Raw genomic sequence first — 16,015 nt, forward strand, 5'->3', positions numbered from 1 at the left:
GCAGGAGCACCGAGAAGCATCGATGACTGCTACACATGGACGCGCCTCATCCCCGCTTACGCGGGGAGCACTCCACAAGCTTCAGGCCGGGGTACGCGTGCCCGGGCTCATCCCCGCTTACGCGGGGAGCACCATTCCAGTGAGTCCGCGCCCTCGAGGTCATCGGGCTCATCCCCGCTTACGCGGGGAGCACGCCTTCTTATCGACAGCCGAGTCTACGTAACCCGGCTCATCCCCGCTTACGCGGGGAGCACAGCAAAGTGGGCTGGTACCCCTCAAACGCCACGGGCTCATCCCCGCTTACGCGGGGAGCACGGTGGCCCTTATGGTGGTCATACTGCCGGAACCGGCTCATCCCCGCTTACGCGGGGAGCACTATGTCAGCGCCGTTCGTTCCCTCCCAACCACGGGCTCATCCCCGCTTACGCGGGGAGCACAGCGCCCTTCCTTCCTATCGGGCTCGATAACCGGGCTCATCCCCGCTTACGCGGGGAGCACCTGTACACTTTTCGCCCGTTGTACCAGGCTTCCGGCTCATCCCCGCTTACGCGGGGAGCACTCTGTACCCGCGAGGACATGATAGCTAGATTTGGGCTCATCCCCGCTTACGCGGGGAGCACTCCAGTTCCCGGTCGATGGCATCAACCGCCGAGGGCTCATCCCCGCTTACGCGGGGAGCACCTGTACACTTTTCGCCCGTTGTACCAGGCTTCCGGCTCATCCCCGCTTACGCGGGGAGCACTCTGTACCCGCGAGGACATGATAGCTAGATTTGGGCTCATCCCCGCTTACGCGGGGAGCACTCCAGTTCCCGGTCGATGGCATCAACCGCCGAGGGCTCATCCCCGCTTACGCGGGGAGCACCCCGACGCCGGTACGCTCCTCAAGTCTGCCCTGGGCTCATCCCCGCTTACGCGGGGAGCACGCTCGTGGTCTTGGATTACGCAAAACACCCAGCGGCTCATCCCCGCTTACGCGGGGAGCACCCCATCTCGGTATTGAGCGCGGCCTGAGCAATCGGCTCATCCCCGCTTACGCGGGGAGCACGTGGTGGGCTCAGCGCCCAGGCGCTCACCATCCGGCTCATCCCCGCTTACGCGGGGAGCACGGTGGCTTCGGTCAGGTAGGTTTCTTCGTCGCGGGCTCATCCCCGCTTACGCGGGGAGCACGGTTCCCTTGGTGACTAGTTCTCCTTCTCGCCAGGCTCATCCCCGCTTACGCGGGGAGCACCGGTCCCTACCCAATGACGTGACACCTCACCAGGGCTCATCCCCGCTTACGCGGGGAGCACGACTCCCTAAAGTCCTCTACGTTGTTAGTGCGGGGCTCATCCCCGCTTACGCGGGGAGCACGGAGTCGCCGTTAGTCACCTTCCGCAGCCATTGGGCTCATCCCCGCTTACGCGGGGAGCACTAACCGACGAGAGTGTCGCGGTACGACTCGAGGGGCTCATCCCCGCTTACGCGGGGAGCACAGCCTGACACCAGGGCATCACCAGACGGTGGTGGGCTCATCCCCGCTTACGCGGGGAGCACCACACCCGATGAACTACGCGCCGGAGCTAAGGGGGCTCATCCCCGCTTACGCGGGGAGCACCCAGGTCATAGCGGGTTGCAACGCGGATCGCGGGGCTCATCCCCGCTTACGCGGGGAGCACCCGGTAAATTTGAGGTTGTTTCAGCATGGTTGGGGCTCATCCCCGCTTACGCGGGGAGCACATGGTGTGGATGGTCGCGCCCAGGCTGCGGTAGGGCTCATCCCCGCTTACGCGGGGAGCACTTTTCCTTTCTGCTGGGCTCTCTGCCTTACATCGGCTCATCCCCGCTTACGCGGGGAGCACTTGAACGCTGTCGCCATGCCCGACAGTGTGCGGGGCTCATCCCCGCTTACGCGGGGAGCACTCGCAGGGTGTCGTCTGCGTCGCTGGAGTCGAGGGCTCATCCCCGCTTACGCGGGGAGCACGGCAGAGGAGTTCGAGTATGGGCGCGCCATGGGGGCTCATCCCCGCTTACGCGGGGAGCACGCCGTAGTCAGCGCATACTGATTCACGTCATACGGCTCATCCCCGCTTACGCGGGGAGCACTCAACCTACGTCCCCTATGACTGGTGCTATTTGGGCTCATCCCCGCTTACGCGGGGAGCACGGTATTCGTAAAGCGTGGAATGCCGTCGGAAAAGGCTCATCCCCGCTTACGCGGGGAGCACTCCGCAATATCCTCGCGGACTTCCGCCAACTTCGGCTCATCCCCGCTTACGCGGGGAGCACGCGGTGTCGGCTAGGGAGGCCTCTCATTCTGCGGGCTCATCCCCGCTTACGCGGGGAGCACCACAGCGTGAGCTTGAGGTTTTAGCGGCTGACGGGCTCATCCCCGCTTACGCGGGGAGCACCCTACTCAGTTGGCGGCGGCTGACCCCCAGACGGGCTCATCCCCGCTTACGCGGGGAGCACGGCCTTCTGGCCTTGGTCGTCTGGTGCCGAATGGGCTCATCCCCGCTTACGCGGGGAGCACTGGCTGGTTCTCGGTCTGAGTAAGCACGTAGAGGGCTCATCCCCGCTTACGCGGGGAGCACGCAAACATCACCACAGGGACAAACGGGACAAAGGGCTCATCCCCGCTTACGCGGGGAGCACAACCGCGACGCCACCTTCCCCGCACGCCTCAGCGGCTCATCCCCGCTTACGCGGGGAGCACGTCGAGATGGTGTGGGACGGCGCGCAGGCGGTGGGCTCATCCCCGCTTACGCGGGGAGCACGAAGCATGATCCGCCGCTGCCGTACATGCGTTGGGCTCATCCCCGCTTACGCGGGGAGCACCACTTGAAGCTCTTTCTGCCGCAATCGCTGATGGGCTCATCCCCGCTTACGCGGGGAGCACAAATATTGCCCTTAACAGTAGCCATCAAAAACCGGCTCATCCCCGCTTACGCGGGGAGCACAGCACGATGAGGCAGGAGATGATGATTAATAAGGGCTCATCCCCGCTTACGCGGGGAGCACCTCGGAGGCCTCATCGGCTTTATCCTCCACGCCGGCTCATCCCCGCTTACGCGGGGAGCACGGTGCCGTGCGACATTCCGATGGCCATCTGGTCGGCTCATCCCCGCTTACGCGGGGAGCACGGCTACGGCGGTGCGTAGTGTCTCGATTTGGAGGGCTCATCCCCGCTTACGCGGGGAGCACGTTAGTGGGTGCTGGTTAGAGTTTCTTCCAGCCGGCTCATCCCCGCTTACGCGGGGAGCACGCCCTGCTGTGGCACTGCATGCCTGCAACCCCCGGCTCATCCCCGCTTACGCGGGGAGCACCTTGGCCTCGTCGATGGTGAGGGGTTCGAGCGGGGCTCATCCCCGCTTACGCGGGGAGCACTTCCCGACCCTTGGTGCTCTCGACTTCCACATGGGCTCATCCCCGCTTACGCGGGGAGCACTGGGCAGCGATGACATAAGTGCCCTTCGGCACCGGCTCATCCCCGCTTACGCGGGGAGCACTGTGTTCTTTGAGACGGATATTGGGCCTAGTGGGGCTCATCCCCGCTTACGCGGGGAGCACTTCTTCCTCCGATGGTTCCTCTTCTGGTGCCGGGGCTCATCCCCGCTTACGCGGGGAGCACGTGACGGCAAGGTCTTCGGCCTGTTCACCAACGGGCTCATCCCCGCTTACGCGGGGAGCACATGTGCTGAAGGTTGCGCGTCTCCCCCCGGATGGGCTCATCCCCGCTTACGCGGGGAGCACTGCGCGTCGTGGATTTGCTTGCGAGTTGGTGTGGGCTCATCCCCGCTTACGCGGGGAGCACCCACCCCCCACGGGGGTTAGGCGGTGAGGTAGGGGCTCATCCCCGCTTACGCGGGGAGCACTTTAAGCGTGGCCGTGGGCCTGGCAAGAACGCGGGCTCATCCCCGCTTACGCGGGGAGCACATGTCACGAGTCATTGCGCCAGCGAACGCAATCGGCTCATCCCCGCTTACGCGGGGAGCACTATTCGGAATGAGTATGGCTAGAATCCGCCTTCGGCTCATCCCCGCTTACGCGGGGAGCACTCTTGCTGAGCTGCAAGTCTTCGAGCCTGGCCACTATTTTACATACGGCTTTATGAATAGTGCCTTGTTCTATCGGCTACTTGGTTAGTTATGCACCTTTCTGCTTCCTATATGCGGAACGAACACGGCGGGCGTTTGACCACCCCTTTCGATTCTGCTCATTCTGTGGCTTCGTTGTGGGGCGGACCATGAGCGTAACGCCGTCAAAATCAGAAGGTGTCCAGTGATGGCGGTGAGTCTTAAACTCCATGCCTTGTTCATTGGCTGCTGAATAGACCAAAAGTGCACGGCCGTCCTTACACAATTCGGTGGTTCGCTCCCACAGCAGATCACGGATGCGAGCGGAAGGCCGTCCTACGAAAACTCCAGGAGTTAGTTCAATTAGCCACTTCGACAAGTCGCCGCGTAGCCCTGCAGGGCACGCAGTGACAACGAGAACCATCATGAAAGAGTCTCCTCTTCGGCCCAATTCATTCCAGAAGCAATCACTTCAAGCTCACTCCAGAGCATAAGTTCCACGTCGCTCACCAGCTCGTCATCTGGGACATCAAATAGGGACTTCAAATCTTTGACCATGCGGGGCATGAGCCGGTGGGAAACAACATAATCGCGGACATGACGGCGCACTTCAACGGACGGCTTACCCTTCGCCGCAGCAACCGTGTCAAAAGCGGCCGGAATTGAAATCTCTGCCTTGTACAAGTCGGCAATGTCGTAGACAAAGGAACGATCAGTTCCGGTATGAATAACGCCGAGAGCCGGAACAAAGCCCAATGCGGAGATCACAGCATGTGCTACCCCATACAGGGCCGCGCTGGCTGCAGTAAGTGCTTGGTTGATCGGATCAGAAGATTCGAAGTCGTTGGGATCGTACGACCTCCTATTCCAATAGACACCAGTTCGCACAGATTCTTTTTCGTACACCTTCTTCATCCGAGCACCTTCGCGCCCGCGGAGCTGGGCCATGGTTAGCCCAGATACATCCTCACCGGGAAAGCGCATGGCATACATCCGGCGGGCACAGTTCAATCGTTTGCGCTGATGCGTGACTACTTCTGCTTGAATTTCTGCCATACGGCTTGACTTCGCGGGTGGGCGGCCATGTGCGTAATAGCGCACACCGCGCTCCCCTACCCAGACCGCGCTCACTCCGGCATCACCAAGCAAGGCCATCGCGGCGTATGTAATCTTCGTGCCCGGTCCTAGAAGCAAAGCTGCAATCTGCGTAGCGGGCACATGCGCGGTGCCGCGTTGATCAACGATGGTGAGTGAATTGCCATCGCGGTTAATAACGCACCGCTCAGCGTAAAGAAAACTGATGCGGTCCCCAACGCGCGCCAAAGCTTGGCGTGTGAGAGGGACCTCATGTGGGGTGGTCATGAAGACACAGCCGCCAACGTCATCAGGCCACAGCCATAGCCGCGAGCACGACCAATACCGTGAGTAAGCGTAGCTCGGAGCAGCTCGGGATCGGTGACCTCAAGCGTGCCACGGTAACGGACAGTAACGATACGAATATGTCGCCGATTCTCGCCCTTGCGGAAATCGAGAGTACGCCTTTCCACGATGGCTGTCTCATCATCGAGTGACCATCGTGCGCGTTCTTCATCAGATGCCTCGTCATGTGCGCGAGGAGCTAGGGCAAAACCCGCCTTTTCAGCGCGCTTGTAAAGCCACTCAAGCTGGTGTTCTACAGAGACATGAGCTTTGACCTTTCCGCGCTTACCGTTGTTGGACTGGGAATAGGTGGGGTTCGCAAGCAACTCGAAGCGCCAGCGCTGCCCCTTCTGCAATGTCCTTAAGAACCGTGTGTAATCGAGGGATTGGGCCGGGCGTGTGTCATAGCCGGCCTGCTCAACAATGCCTGCCGAGGTCGGTTTTTCAGAGCCCACGATGTAAAGGACATTCTCGTGACGGTTCTGATCAACGCGCCACAGGATACGTGCGTCGGAATTGTCGATGTCCGGCGGAAACGCTGCGCTCACCGCTGCATGCATGGCATGAGGGTTGCTCAGCAGCTTTCGGCCCTGGCGCAACTGCGGGTTGATAAGGATTTTGGTCAAGGTAGTCACGCGTTCATCACTGCTTCCATAAATGGGTCGGGGCGCAGTTGCGAAGCCTCCAGCGGATTGTCCACAAGTGCGTTTTCACGCTGGACTACCGTGCGCCAAGCATACTTTCGGTGTCTGGGATCGAAGGAGACAGGGACATCCTGCAGGGACTCACCGAGCTCTCCTGCCTGAGCATCCCTGTAAATAGGAAGGGCCACCTTCTCACCGCATGTTTTCATGTACTCCTTTGTCGCATGCCACGTGGAATGTTCTTGGAGTGCTTTTACTGCTGGCTTATCGACGATTCCCTGAACCACATTCGGAGGTGCAGGACACGATCGGCGGCCTAAGAAAATGGGGAACGCAGGTTTGTTGAGCGCTTCAGCCAAGCCCTCAAGCAGACTGCGCTCCTCTGCTTCGATTGCAGCAACAAATGCAGCATCGGACAGAAAGTAGCGCGTGATCAACTTCGCATCAGCTTTGGGATTTCTCTGCCAGTTTTGGGCCGTTTGATAATCCCTCAGCAAGCTACCGGACTGGTCAACACGTACAGCGAATGTCAGACCGGCGAGGTCTGTGATGTCGTCAGTGCGCCGGCGTCCTTCCGCAGCAGCGAGCATCCCAAGGACCCCAGACTTAGATGGAATCTGTGCCGTAGTTCGCGTGGCATAGCGTGATTCATTACCCCAAGACTGCAAAGGAGCTTTGAGTAACAATAATAAGGTCGATGTCATGAGAAAATTCTCCCTCCCAAGGTTTAGGAGGCATCCAGGGCTGCACTGAGACGTTCCGCGAGTTCTGGCAAGGTGACGGTCTCTGCAATCTCTGCGAAAGGCTCTCGTGCCTCGCTAACACCAACCACGAAAGAAGCCTGCGGCTTCAGGCCATAGTTCTCCTCGAACTCCTTCTCTTCCTTCGCTAGAGCCTCTGCACCAGCGATGCGAAGGTTCTTGTTGTCGGTGGCACGAACCGGCTCCTCGAATGCCGTCACGAGACTTACTGGGCGTGTGTCACGAACGGTGACGTACACCAGTTCAGGGAGAGTATGGTTGGCGAAGGTATTGATTTTGCCAGTTGGCATCGACTTGATGAAGGCATCGACGAACTGAATTGCTGCCTGTTTTGCATTCTCTTCGGAATCGAGGTTCTTAGTCAGACCAGCAACGTTTACGGTGGCAAAGCGGTAGAGAGTGGAAGACATCATCTGGACTGTGCCAATCATGCCTGCACCAGTTTCTTCACCGTCTTCAGCTAGATCATCGACTGCGGTGAAGTAATCGAACTCTGGGGCACTATCGTGAATTCCCAGTGCGTGTGCAACCTGCACTGCGGCATCGACGTTGAAGGCAGCATCATCGGCAATCATGCGCCCGAACATAGCCATATCCACGGAGTGCTGAGTATCGAGAATTTCCTTCGCATCAGCCTTCTTGATCTTCTCCCCATCCGCAGCAACGATTTCACGGGCTGCACGTTCAATCTGCTGCGGGCTCAGAAAGATGAGGTACTTAGTGCGCGGGTAGCGTGCTTCTTTGAGGAGCGCCTCTTTGTCCTCAGCGTCGGACTTTTCCAGTTCCTTGATCCGCTTGCTATCGACTTCGGTGGAAATTCCAGCGGCCTTGAACAGATCAGACACTTGTTTGATTGCGCGCTCGGCATCCCAACCTTCGTGGTCTTCTACCAACTTGGCAATCTTTTCTGGGAGGCGCTTGGAGCGGTCTCCTACAGAATCCGGGTCAACGTTGTTCTCAAAGTAGGCGCGAATGGCTCGCTTCCAAGATTGGGAAGATACGCGCTGGCGGGGAACACCACCAAAGACAGCAGACTTCGGGGCACCAGTGTCGTCGCGGTTGATGAGGGATGGCGGAAGTGTCTGGAGAGCGTGAACATCGATGACAAGAGACATAGTGAATGGTCCTTTCGGGTAGTTATCGAGAGTTAGGATTTAGTGGACTGCGTGCTCTTAGAGAAAGCACCGGTGGCAAAATCGCGTCCCCACCTCAAAAGAACTCCCTGGCGTCGGTTTTGCTCAGCCTGGGTTGAGGTGCGAACGTTAAGGGTTCGGAGATCTTGCGCGAATTGCCCGTAGTCAAAGCCAATCTTTGCGCCACGGAGCAATGTAATGAGTGAGCGAATGTGAATCAGACGGGATGCTTCATCGCGAGAGACCAACATGGCATCGAAACGGGGTTTGGTGGACTGGGACTCGCTCTGGGCAAAAAATCGGCCACAGGCACGCGCGAAGCTTTGGCCTTCTACATGGGCGTCCGTTGTCGCACTCTGCATGTGAATGCCGAACATCACGAGAGCGTTGAAAGCCGCTGCCTCTGATGGAGACGGAGCGTTGCTTTTGCCCAACTCATTGTCACTCAGAGATGGCTGGAGGATTAGGAGAACCTCCTCCAACGCGAGCGGTTGATCTTTGAGGGGAACGGAGGCGTACTTGCGCAGCGTAGCCAGCGTTGCACGGGCTTGGGCACTCTTAGCGTGATTCGGCGAATGCAGTATAGCGAACTGGAGTTCATTCGCAGTCCGAGCAACAGCAGGGCGAAGAGTCGGCCTCGTCTGCGTGGTTGGAGTATCGGCGCTGGGTGGGGTTTTAGTCATGAGAGTCATCCTCGTGTGAGAGTCCGGAGGCATCCGCCTCCGGAGAAGTGGGAGAAACCGTCAACGGAAGGTCCTTGTCTAGCCTTCGATGCAGCTGACGGAAAAGAGAACCGGCCGAGATAATGCGCCCCTTACCGCTGTCACCGGCATCGATTTCCCTGCCTACGATGGCCTTGGTGCCAGCACCGCGGAGAAGTTCACGTGCATCACGAAGAACCTGTTCGCGCACCTGCTTCTGCCATTCAACCTGCGCAGTTTCAGCGGTGTCAGAGCTTAGTCCCGACATCCAGCTCAGGAAGAGCGGCTCGAGTCGGGCATAGAAACGATCAGCTGTACTCGTACCGAATTCATAATCGCCTCCTGCGGCAACCAGCAGCTGGCCAGCAAACCAACCAAGGCTGATTGCTGCCTTACTTGTTTTCTCTGCAGAGGTACGGACCGCATTGCGTACCCTTCGGCCAGTGTCATCCGCCCGAAGCACGACAAGTGGCAAACCGATTGTGGCAATGAAGGTGGAGGCCACGGACGATTCCTGCGGGCCATACTCCATCGAGACCAAAGCAAGGTCTAGGGCGTTCTTGTCCAGATACCCATCTGCTTCTAGGTCTGCCAAGTTGGAGAGATTTCGAGGACGCTTCGGGGCCTTGTTTTTGTTGTTATCGAAGCCGGGGTCATCCTCTAGCGCAATCAGAGCATCAAGAGCTCGCCACATCGTCCTAGTCGGATCGTAGGGGCGCGGATAATACGCAGTCTGACCCTTCTTCGACTGATTCGGGCTATAACGGTAAGGCGTCATCGGATCACCCATGACGTTCTTACCTGCATCCGGAATTCGGTCACCGTTCGACACGAGTACCTGGACTGCCCGTTCATCCTCGAAGAAGAGCCGAATGCGACGCGCTTGCCAGGTAGCAAGATCGACAGCACCATGCGGCACTGCGCCAATGTCATCATTCGAGCCTGGGCGCTGAGCTGCAGTATCGGGCTCTCGTTCCCAGACCGGGATATCCGCGCTGACGGCTCCGCCTTCTTCAGAATCCAGCACGGCCGACGGTGGAGTGTTGAGAATCAAAGTCTCGAGAAGACCTCCCGAACCAAGAACAACGGTGCCACCAGTGCGACCAGTCCAGCCGGTTCCGATGGGATAACCCTTTCCTCCCTTTACTCGCGAGTCACCTTCCGCTCCGGATTTGATGCCCGAGAAATCATAAGCCTGGGCATGGATGAGCCATCGTGCGGCCTCATCGAGGGCGAGAGATTGACGACCTTCAGCCGTGCGCATGGTGAAGAAGTTGTCAGCGGCCTCGGGAACGATGAAAGAGACTGGTCTGGTTGCCCCCGACTTCGTATGCAGATCAGCAACCTGCATGAAGGGGGCGGTCGGTGAAAGAAGATCGAACCTATCTTCATAGGCCTCGAGATAGTTGAGGACTACATCGTCACGCTGTTCACCCACCAACTGTGCATGCAGTTCGTCAAACCATTCCGGCCAATCGAAATCATCCCAGTTACTGCCGTATTCTTCTGCAATGTCGAGCGCATGCGCCCGCCAAAAGATGGCCAACAGCACCCGGAGCACCGAGTAGTCCTGGGTCGGTGAATCACCGACGACCTTGCGTGCATCACCGCGACCGGAGAAGATGTCACGGATACTCAAAGCAACTTGTTGGTTGGCACCATCCATGCACATGATCCACGGCTCATCGAGCAGATTGAACGTTGAGGTTTCAGTCATTCTTCTTTCGCCTCCTTTCTTAGTCATGAAGTAGATAGAGATGTTGTTGTGAGATACCTCTGAGAGGAGGTGCCCTCAGAGTACAAATCGTGGTAGACATTCAATCCCTCCTATCGCTGAGGATTTCGATTCCTAGTTGGGAGGTATAGGAGACAGAGAACCGGCCTAACTGGACAATCCCCGTTTCATCGAGAGGCATTGCCAGTTGTCCACGCAGGAGAAAGTGGGATCGCCATTGGTCTGGAGTTGCATCCTCGAGAGCATCAACGACAGCGTCAAAATCGGACTCCCATCTCGTCATACGAATGGGAAGGCGAACCGTACTCGCAGCCAGGTGGAATGCGACTTTGTAGGACAACTCAGCACCATCAAGTACTTCCTCATCCAAGCCCCATGGTTGATACCCGTACTCTGTACGCAGAATCGGAATGACTTCCACCGAAGGTTCGGCATCACGGACTTGGGCTGCTCCTCGTTCATCACCCGACGCCCCGCCGTCACTAATGAGCTGCGAGAACAATGAATCGTAGCTGGTTCGTCGGCGAGGGCTGGGGAGACGGAATGTGGACGACTTGGAATGGGCGCTGTCTTCGTCGAACAAACTCTGCTCTTGAGCCTGTGCCCACGCATCCTCCCACCCTGCAGGCGGGGTGAAGTTTCGGTCGTAAGTTTCACGCACGAGGCTCTCAATGTCGTCAGGCCGCCGGAAGACACTGGGCAGCAGAGCTAACGTGGACAAGAGCAGCGCTGTGCCATAAATGTATTCGGCGCCCGAATCGAACTCCGGAACAGGCTCACGTTCGACGATTCCACGAATCATCACCTGAGGCTGCTGCAAGTTGGCTGGCCTATCGGTGACAGGTCGCTCATGGCGGTGCAAGCGCCCAATTCGCTGAATGATGAGGTCCATCGGCGCGATATCAGTAATGAGCAGATCGGCGTCGATATCAAGACTCTGCTCGGCCACCTGGGTCGCCACCACAATCTTGCGCCATGGACGTCCCCTTCCCCGGCGGGATTCGGGACCCAACTCGTCGCGCAAAGCATCTTCTTTTTCCACGCGTTCCCACGCCACGAAACCAGCATGATGCAGCTGAACATCCTCGCCATAAATGCTCGCCAGTGCACGGTATGCTTCCTGAGCCCGGGCGATGGTGTTGCAAATGATGAGGACACAGCCACCTGCTTCAAGGTTGTGCTCCATAAAGTTGACGAGTTCGTCGACGTCATCATCAAGGAAGCCAATGTGCGCCTCAAGGTTTGTGGGAGTCGGTGGTACTGGGTGAAACTCCACAGAGTCTCGCGTCGCCAGCGTCAGCAGCGGGTAACCAGTAGGTTCCTCGTCTAGCCATGGCGCGGTGGAATAAGCCTCTACCAAAGTGCGACGCTTTTCGGGTGGGAGTGTAGCGGACATCAGGATGACGCTGGCACCGTAAAACCCAAGCCACTCGATGGTGCTGCGTAAGTAGTCGCTGGTATACATGTCGAAGGCGTGAACCTCATCGAAAATGATGACCTTTCCGGCTAAGCCCACGTGCCGGAGCATGTGGAAGCGCTGCTGCAGCGCCATCATCAAAACCTGGTCCACAGTGCCCACAACGAAGTTGGAGAGCAACCCCAGCCGGCGTCCCGACATCCATTGGGAGGCGATAACACCACCGCCGCCACCAGAGTCCCTACCGATCTGCGAAAATTTCAATTCCCGATACGGCTCCGACAAAACGTTCTTGGAGTGCGCGAGGTACATGCTTTTTACTGAGTCGACACTGTTGTTGGAAGCCCAATCAATCGTGCGCTCTAACAGCCCGTTAGCCGTTGCCATCGTCGGCGCCGCAAAGTAAACCCCCTGAGCACCGCCACGCGCTGCAAGAATCTCAGCCGTGGCCAGACCGGCCTCGGTCTTTCCTACACCCGTTTCAGCTTCGATAACAACGAGAGCCGGCCCGTCTAGCTTTTGAACCGCCTCAACCACCGCGCGTTGCACTGGACGTGCGCAGAATTCTTCGGGCCATCCGAATGAGTGCCGAAAGCGCTTGTCGATGTCTCCCCACTCGCCCATCTCCGGCTCCCACGGCGTGGTCACATCGATCACCGCAGCGGCCGCCTCCACGCGCTCTAGCTGGGTACCGCGGACATGCAGGGTAAAAGCATTCTCATTCGACGCTACCCAGTCCGCCATCACAACAAGCCCGGTGAGGATTTCTGCAACTCCCTGATGGAGTTTTCCTCCTCGGAAGACTTCTGTGAGGACAGCATCGACACCGCACAGCTCCGCCATGGCGTCGAGAAGCTCGCGGTGTACTTTCTTCCACGGCTCGGGGTAGTCTTCGATAAGTTCTCGAACTCGCTTGGACGGCTTGTTGGCAATGCCGTGGTGCGCGTTGACGACGGCCGCCAAACTATTAGCCTGGGGAAGCGGGATTCCTCGTGCACGCAACCAAAGGGCTAGGATTTCGCCCGATGCAACGCCGTGCGGGAGCTTTTCGAAATTAGCCTCGTCAATGCTCAGATCGATGTTCAAGCCCGCATCAGAGACGGCCGAGACGAGATGCGCTTTATCGCTGGCCAGAAGTAGACGCTGGAAAGTCCGAATACCTTTTCCAATGTCATGCACCCCGGCGAGCCAGACATATAGGGCCTCAACCCCAGTCTCACCGATGCCGAGAGCCGCCGACAAATACCGCTTCACTGAGGGCGCCAACCATGAGTTGAACAGGAAAGACGCAGCACACGCTGAATCCACCATATGCTGCGGGAGGGTCAAGAAATCCGTTCCATCACCCGACTTTGCCCACAGACTCTGGGCTTGCGGGCTCCGTTCGCGCGCCCAGCCTTCGGCTCTTAAACAGAACTGGCGTGTCCGAGCCGGAATTAAAGTAGAGACCGAATCTTGGTGAGTGTTCCCATTCATGATTGACCTTGCTTGCGAGAGAGAAAGAGTTAACACCAAACATACCAAAGCTTGTGACATTAGCAAGTTTAAAATTCGTGCAAACTTGTTTCTTCAGGTGTGCCATGTAGGCTTCACTGCAGGGCGATTACCTTCCCTGCGCTGCTGGGATGAGCCCTTGCTGATGTCTACCATCACCACTTCCCCGCGTCAGCGGGGATTTCTTTTACGCCATCCGAGAAGCTCCGCGTGGCATCGCTGAATCGCTTAGAGTTACACCATGCTCTCTCCTCTTAACTTCACGCTTTGGAAGGTCAATTCCACTACCGGAATCAGCCCGCTCATCCCCGCAGACGGTCGCTGCGGCATCTATGTCATCGACTTCGAAGACGGATCGAAGTATGTCGGCCAGTCCATCGACGTTGTCAAGCGCTTTGCCAACCACACTCACGGATCACGTCACCACATCCCATGGGGTGACGTAGTTGCCTTATCCTTTGCGCCGGCACCACCGCTCGAGCTTGACGCGCTTGAGGCCCAGGAGATTGCGCGCCAGGTTGAGGCCGGCGTTCCTCTTCGCAATAGGCGGGGCGTCATCGATTCTGTCGGTCCCAGCCCACTCGATTCCATCGTCACCATCACCGAGCAAAAGCATTGGATTTTGGGAGACTGGGAGCCTTCCTCTAAAGACCACGCAGCGTTTATCGAAGCGGCGCAGAACGCTGAAGGCACGAAACTCACTGCCCGCGCACCGCAGGATGTAGCGGAAGCCGTGCTCAAGGATCTCACCTTCGCACTGGAGAACATCATCCCGGTGGCACCCGAAACGGAGAAGACCTACTGGACTTTATCTGATTACCCCTCGACCGCAGGCGGACGCTATGCCACCCTCAACACGGGCATCCTGGAGTTCCTAGTTTTTCCCCGTCACAACATCCTCGACCACATCGCGGATCTTGAACCAGAATTTCGGGACAGGTTCTCCCTGGGCACAGGTTTCTTCAACCTCTTCATGCCGGAGGACATAAATCTTGAGGAAGCCAGGGACGATATCGGCTTGTGCTCCGAACCTCCGTATCTGGTGATGTTCCACGAGTACGAAGTCACAACGACGGAGGCCTACTACTACCCCATTGGCCAACTCGAAGAGACCTTCGCGGCCTTACCGCCTGAAGTGCTTTCCGACGCCCGCGATTTCGCCGTCACCATGATGCGTGAGCGCCCCTCCAACCTCTTCCGCCGTTGGCACAGCTCAGCACTAGCCGGCTGTGCCTATGAAACTATCGTCTCTTAAGCTTCCTTCTCGTGCACGGATCACAACGAACTCCCCTGCATGCCCACGCCTGAGCTTGTAGCGTGGCGGGCATGAGGCTCCTTTCCTTCAGCGTGTCGAATTTCCGCAGCATCCGCGCCACCCAAACGCTGACCTTGTATCAGCACTGGAAGCATTCAACACCACCCGAAGGGGGCTGGGCACAGGTCAGCCAGCCGATAACCGTGTTGGTGGGGCCAACGGCGTCGGGAAAAAGCAGCGTGCTGGAAGCGCTGAACTTTGCTCTTCGAGCGGTGTCATCCTCGGCAACAACATGGCGCGAGGCCGCCCAGCCCAACCAACTTCCCCACGCACCATTTCGCCTCGACCCAACCACGCAGCGCCGACCCAGCACCTTCGAGCTGGAATTTGAAGTCGACGGCGTGCGCTACCTCTACGGCTTCCTGTGGAGCTACACCGGTGTGCATTCTGAGTGGCTCAGCCGTGTTCCGGCCAACCGCTGGACGCCGTGCTTTGCACGCAGCCGCGGGGAGGAAACGCAGTGGACGCGGACGTTTATGGATAAGGGGGACGTCGCCAAGCTTGGCCCCGTTGAGGACACCGAGCTGCTGCTCTCCGTCGGCCTGCGCGATGAGCACCCCGTTCTTGCCCCGCTGGCCCGCGCGCTGGTGCATGACGTGGCGTACCTGCCACACGCGCATTCCGCGCTGAGCAGCACCGATCGGTTCATCGAACTTATCCGGGAGGGCAAACTACGCCTGCACGAGGCGGCGCCACTGCTGCGCGCGGCCGATAACGAAATCCACTCCGTGCGCCTCAACCAGGACCACATCGCAGAACATGTCTTCCGGCAGATGCACCCGGTCATCGACGCATTAAGCAGCACCGACGGCGCTATCCGGCGTCCCGACGAGTTCCTCATCTACTCCGACGCCGAAATCGAGTCCCTGCTGCACGCCATCATCGTGGAACACAAGGGCGAGGCCACTCACTACTCACTGAAACTCACCGACGAGTCCGGCGGCACGCAGAACTGGATGGCCACCGCACCGCTCGTGCTTGATGTGCTGCGCCGTGGCGGCATCCTCGTGGCCGATGAGCTGGACTCCTCCCTCCGCCCAGCCCTGCTGGACTTCATCATCCAGGCCTTCCGCGAACCCACCATCAACGTCAACGGTGCGCAGCTCGTGTTCGCCTCCCACACCTTCAGCGTGCTGGAGCGCGCCTCCGAGCTGGGTCTTAAGCCGGAGGGATTCTGGTCCGTGGAAAAGACTCCAGCCGGCGAGTCTGAGCTGCTCAACCTCGCTGATGTCTCCCTCGACAACCCCGACGCCACCCACCGCTTCCTCACTGAGCGCTACGGCACCGCCTCCCGCGAGGCGCTCGACGCCCTCAAGGAACTTGTCATGGCCGGGGCCTGAAA

10 protein-coding genes and 1 CRISPR repeat array are annotated in these 16,015 nt (G+C 58.6%); of the genes, 2 read left to right on the plus strand and 8 right to left on the minus strand.

All coding sequences use genetic code 11. The features are described 5' to 3' along the window. Nucleotides 1–43: 43 nt before the first annotated feature. Nucleotides 44–4,036: a CRISPR direct-repeat array (repeat unit 28 nt; unit sequence GGCTCATCCCCGCTTACGCGGGGAGCAC). An 88-nt stretch (nucleotides 4,037–4,124) separates the two neighbouring features. The 8 genes from cas2e to cas3 all read right to left on the minus strand — a co-directional run bounded on the left by cas2e (nucleotide 4,125) and on the right by cas3 (nucleotide 13,400). Continuing rightward, complete coding sequence (gene cas2e, locus CSING_RS13345) at nucleotides 4,125–4,481, minus strand: type I-E CRISPR-associated endoribonuclease Cas2e (protein ID WP_083280871.1); 357 nt, start codon at nucleotides 4,479–4,481, stop codon at nucleotides 4,125–4,127. Beyond that, entirely contained in the window at nucleotides 4,478–5,416 is a 939-nt protein-coding gene (cas1e, locus tag CSING_RS09440) for a type I-E CRISPR-associated endonuclease Cas1e (RefSeq protein WP_042531752.1), read from the minus strand. The genes cas2e and cas1e overlap by 4 nt, the downstream gene beginning before the upstream one ends. Then, complete coding sequence (cas6e, locus tag CSING_RS09445; protein ID WP_042531754.1) at nucleotides 5,413–6,108, minus strand: type I-E CRISPR-associated protein Cas6/Cse3/CasE; 696 nt, start codon at nucleotides 6,106–6,108, stop codon at nucleotides 5,413–5,415. Before cas6e ends, cas1e begins: the two co-directional genes overlap by 4 nt. Continuing rightward, complete coding sequence (gene cas5e / locus CSING_RS09450) at nucleotides 6,105–6,821, minus strand: type I-E CRISPR-associated protein Cas5/CasD (RefSeq protein WP_042531756.1); 717 nt, start codon at nucleotides 6,819–6,821, stop codon at nucleotides 6,105–6,107. The genes cas6e and cas5e overlap by 4 nt, the downstream gene beginning before the upstream one ends. A gap of 23 nt (nucleotides 6,822–6,844) precedes the next feature. Continuing rightward, on the minus strand, nucleotides 6,845–7,993 hold the full coding sequence (cas7e, locus tag CSING_RS09455; RefSeq protein ID WP_042531758.1) for a type I-E CRISPR-associated protein Cas7/Cse4/CasC: 1,149 nt from the start codon (nucleotides 7,991–7,993) through the stop codon (nucleotides 6,845–6,847). A gap of 32 nt (nucleotides 7,994–8,025) precedes the next feature. Then, nucleotides 8,026–8,694: a type I-E CRISPR-associated protein Cse2/CasB gene (gene casB / locus CSING_RS09460; RefSeq protein ID WP_042531761.1), complete on the minus strand. Its 669-nt coding sequence runs from the start codon at nucleotides 8,692–8,694 to the stop codon at nucleotides 8,026–8,028. Continuing rightward, on the minus strand, nucleotides 8,687–10,429 hold the full coding sequence (gene casA, locus CSING_RS09465) for a type I-E CRISPR-associated protein Cse1/CasA (protein WP_042531763.1): 1,743 nt from the start codon (nucleotides 10,427–10,429) through the stop codon (nucleotides 8,687–8,689). Before casA ends, casB begins: the two co-directional genes overlap by 8 nt. A 100-nt stretch (nucleotides 10,430–10,529) precedes the next feature. Next, nucleotides 10,530–13,400 (minus strand): CRISPR-associated helicase Cas3', encoded by a 2,871-nt coding sequence (gene cas3 / locus CSING_RS09470; protein WP_456062132.1) that lies wholly within the window; start codon nucleotides 13,398–13,400, stop codon nucleotides 10,530–10,532. Between the two features lie 199 nt (nucleotides 13,401–13,599). On the opposite strand from cas3, the gene CSING_RS14085 reads away from it, so the two are divergent. Further along, complete coding sequence (locus CSING_RS14085; protein ID WP_236683958.1) at nucleotides 13,600–14,613, plus strand: GIY-YIG nuclease family protein; 1,014 nt, start codon at nucleotides 13,600–13,602, stop codon at nucleotides 14,611–14,613. Between the two features lie 71 nt (nucleotides 14,614–14,684). Further along, a complete protein-coding gene (locus CSING_RS09485) occupies nucleotides 14,685–16,013 on the plus strand; it encodes an AAA family ATPase (protein ID WP_042531767.1) in 1,329 nt (442 codons plus the stop codon). Nucleotides 16,014–16,015 lie beyond the last annotated feature (2 nt).

The organism is Corynebacterium singulare, assembly GCF_000833575.1.
GTDB lineage: Bacteria > Actinomycetota > Actinomycetes > Mycobacteriales > Mycobacteriaceae > Corynebacterium > Corynebacterium singulare.

Excerpts from the sequence above, each read along its gene's own strand:
- cas2e (WP_083280871.1), bottom strand. The coding sequence starts at position 4,481 with ATGATGGTTCTCGTTGTCACTGCGTGCCCTGCAGGGCTACGCGGCGAC.
- cas1e (WP_042531752.1), bottom strand. The coding sequence starts at position 5,416 with ATGACCACCCCACATGAGGTCCCTCTCACACGCCAAGCTTTGGCGCGC.
- cas5e (WP_042531756.1), bottom strand. The coding sequence starts at position 6,821 with ATGACATCGACCTTATTATTGTTACTCAAAGCTCCTTTGCAGTCTTGG.
- cas7e (WP_042531758.1), bottom strand. The coding sequence starts at position 7,993 with ATGTCTCTTGTCATCGATGTTCACGCTCTCCAGACACTTCCGCCATCC.
- casB (WP_042531761.1), bottom strand. The coding sequence starts at position 8,694 with ATGACTAAAACCCCACCCAGCGCCGATACTCCAACCACGCAGACGAGG.
- casA (WP_042531763.1), bottom strand. The coding sequence starts at position 10,429 with ATGACTGAAACCTCAACGTTCAATCTGCTCGATGAGCCGTGGATCATG.
- cas3 (WP_456062132.1), bottom strand. The coding sequence starts at position 13,400 with ATGTCACAAGCTTTGGTATGTTTGGTGTTAACTCTTTCTCTCTCGCAA.
- CSING_RS14085 (WP_236683958.1), top strand. The coding sequence starts at position 13,600 with ATGCTCTCTCCTCTTAACTTCACGCTTTGGAAGGTCAATTCCACTACC.
- CSING_RS09485 (WP_042531767.1), top strand. The coding sequence starts at position 14,685 with ATGAGGCTCCTTTCCTTCAGCGTGTCGAATTTCCGCAGCATCCGCGCC.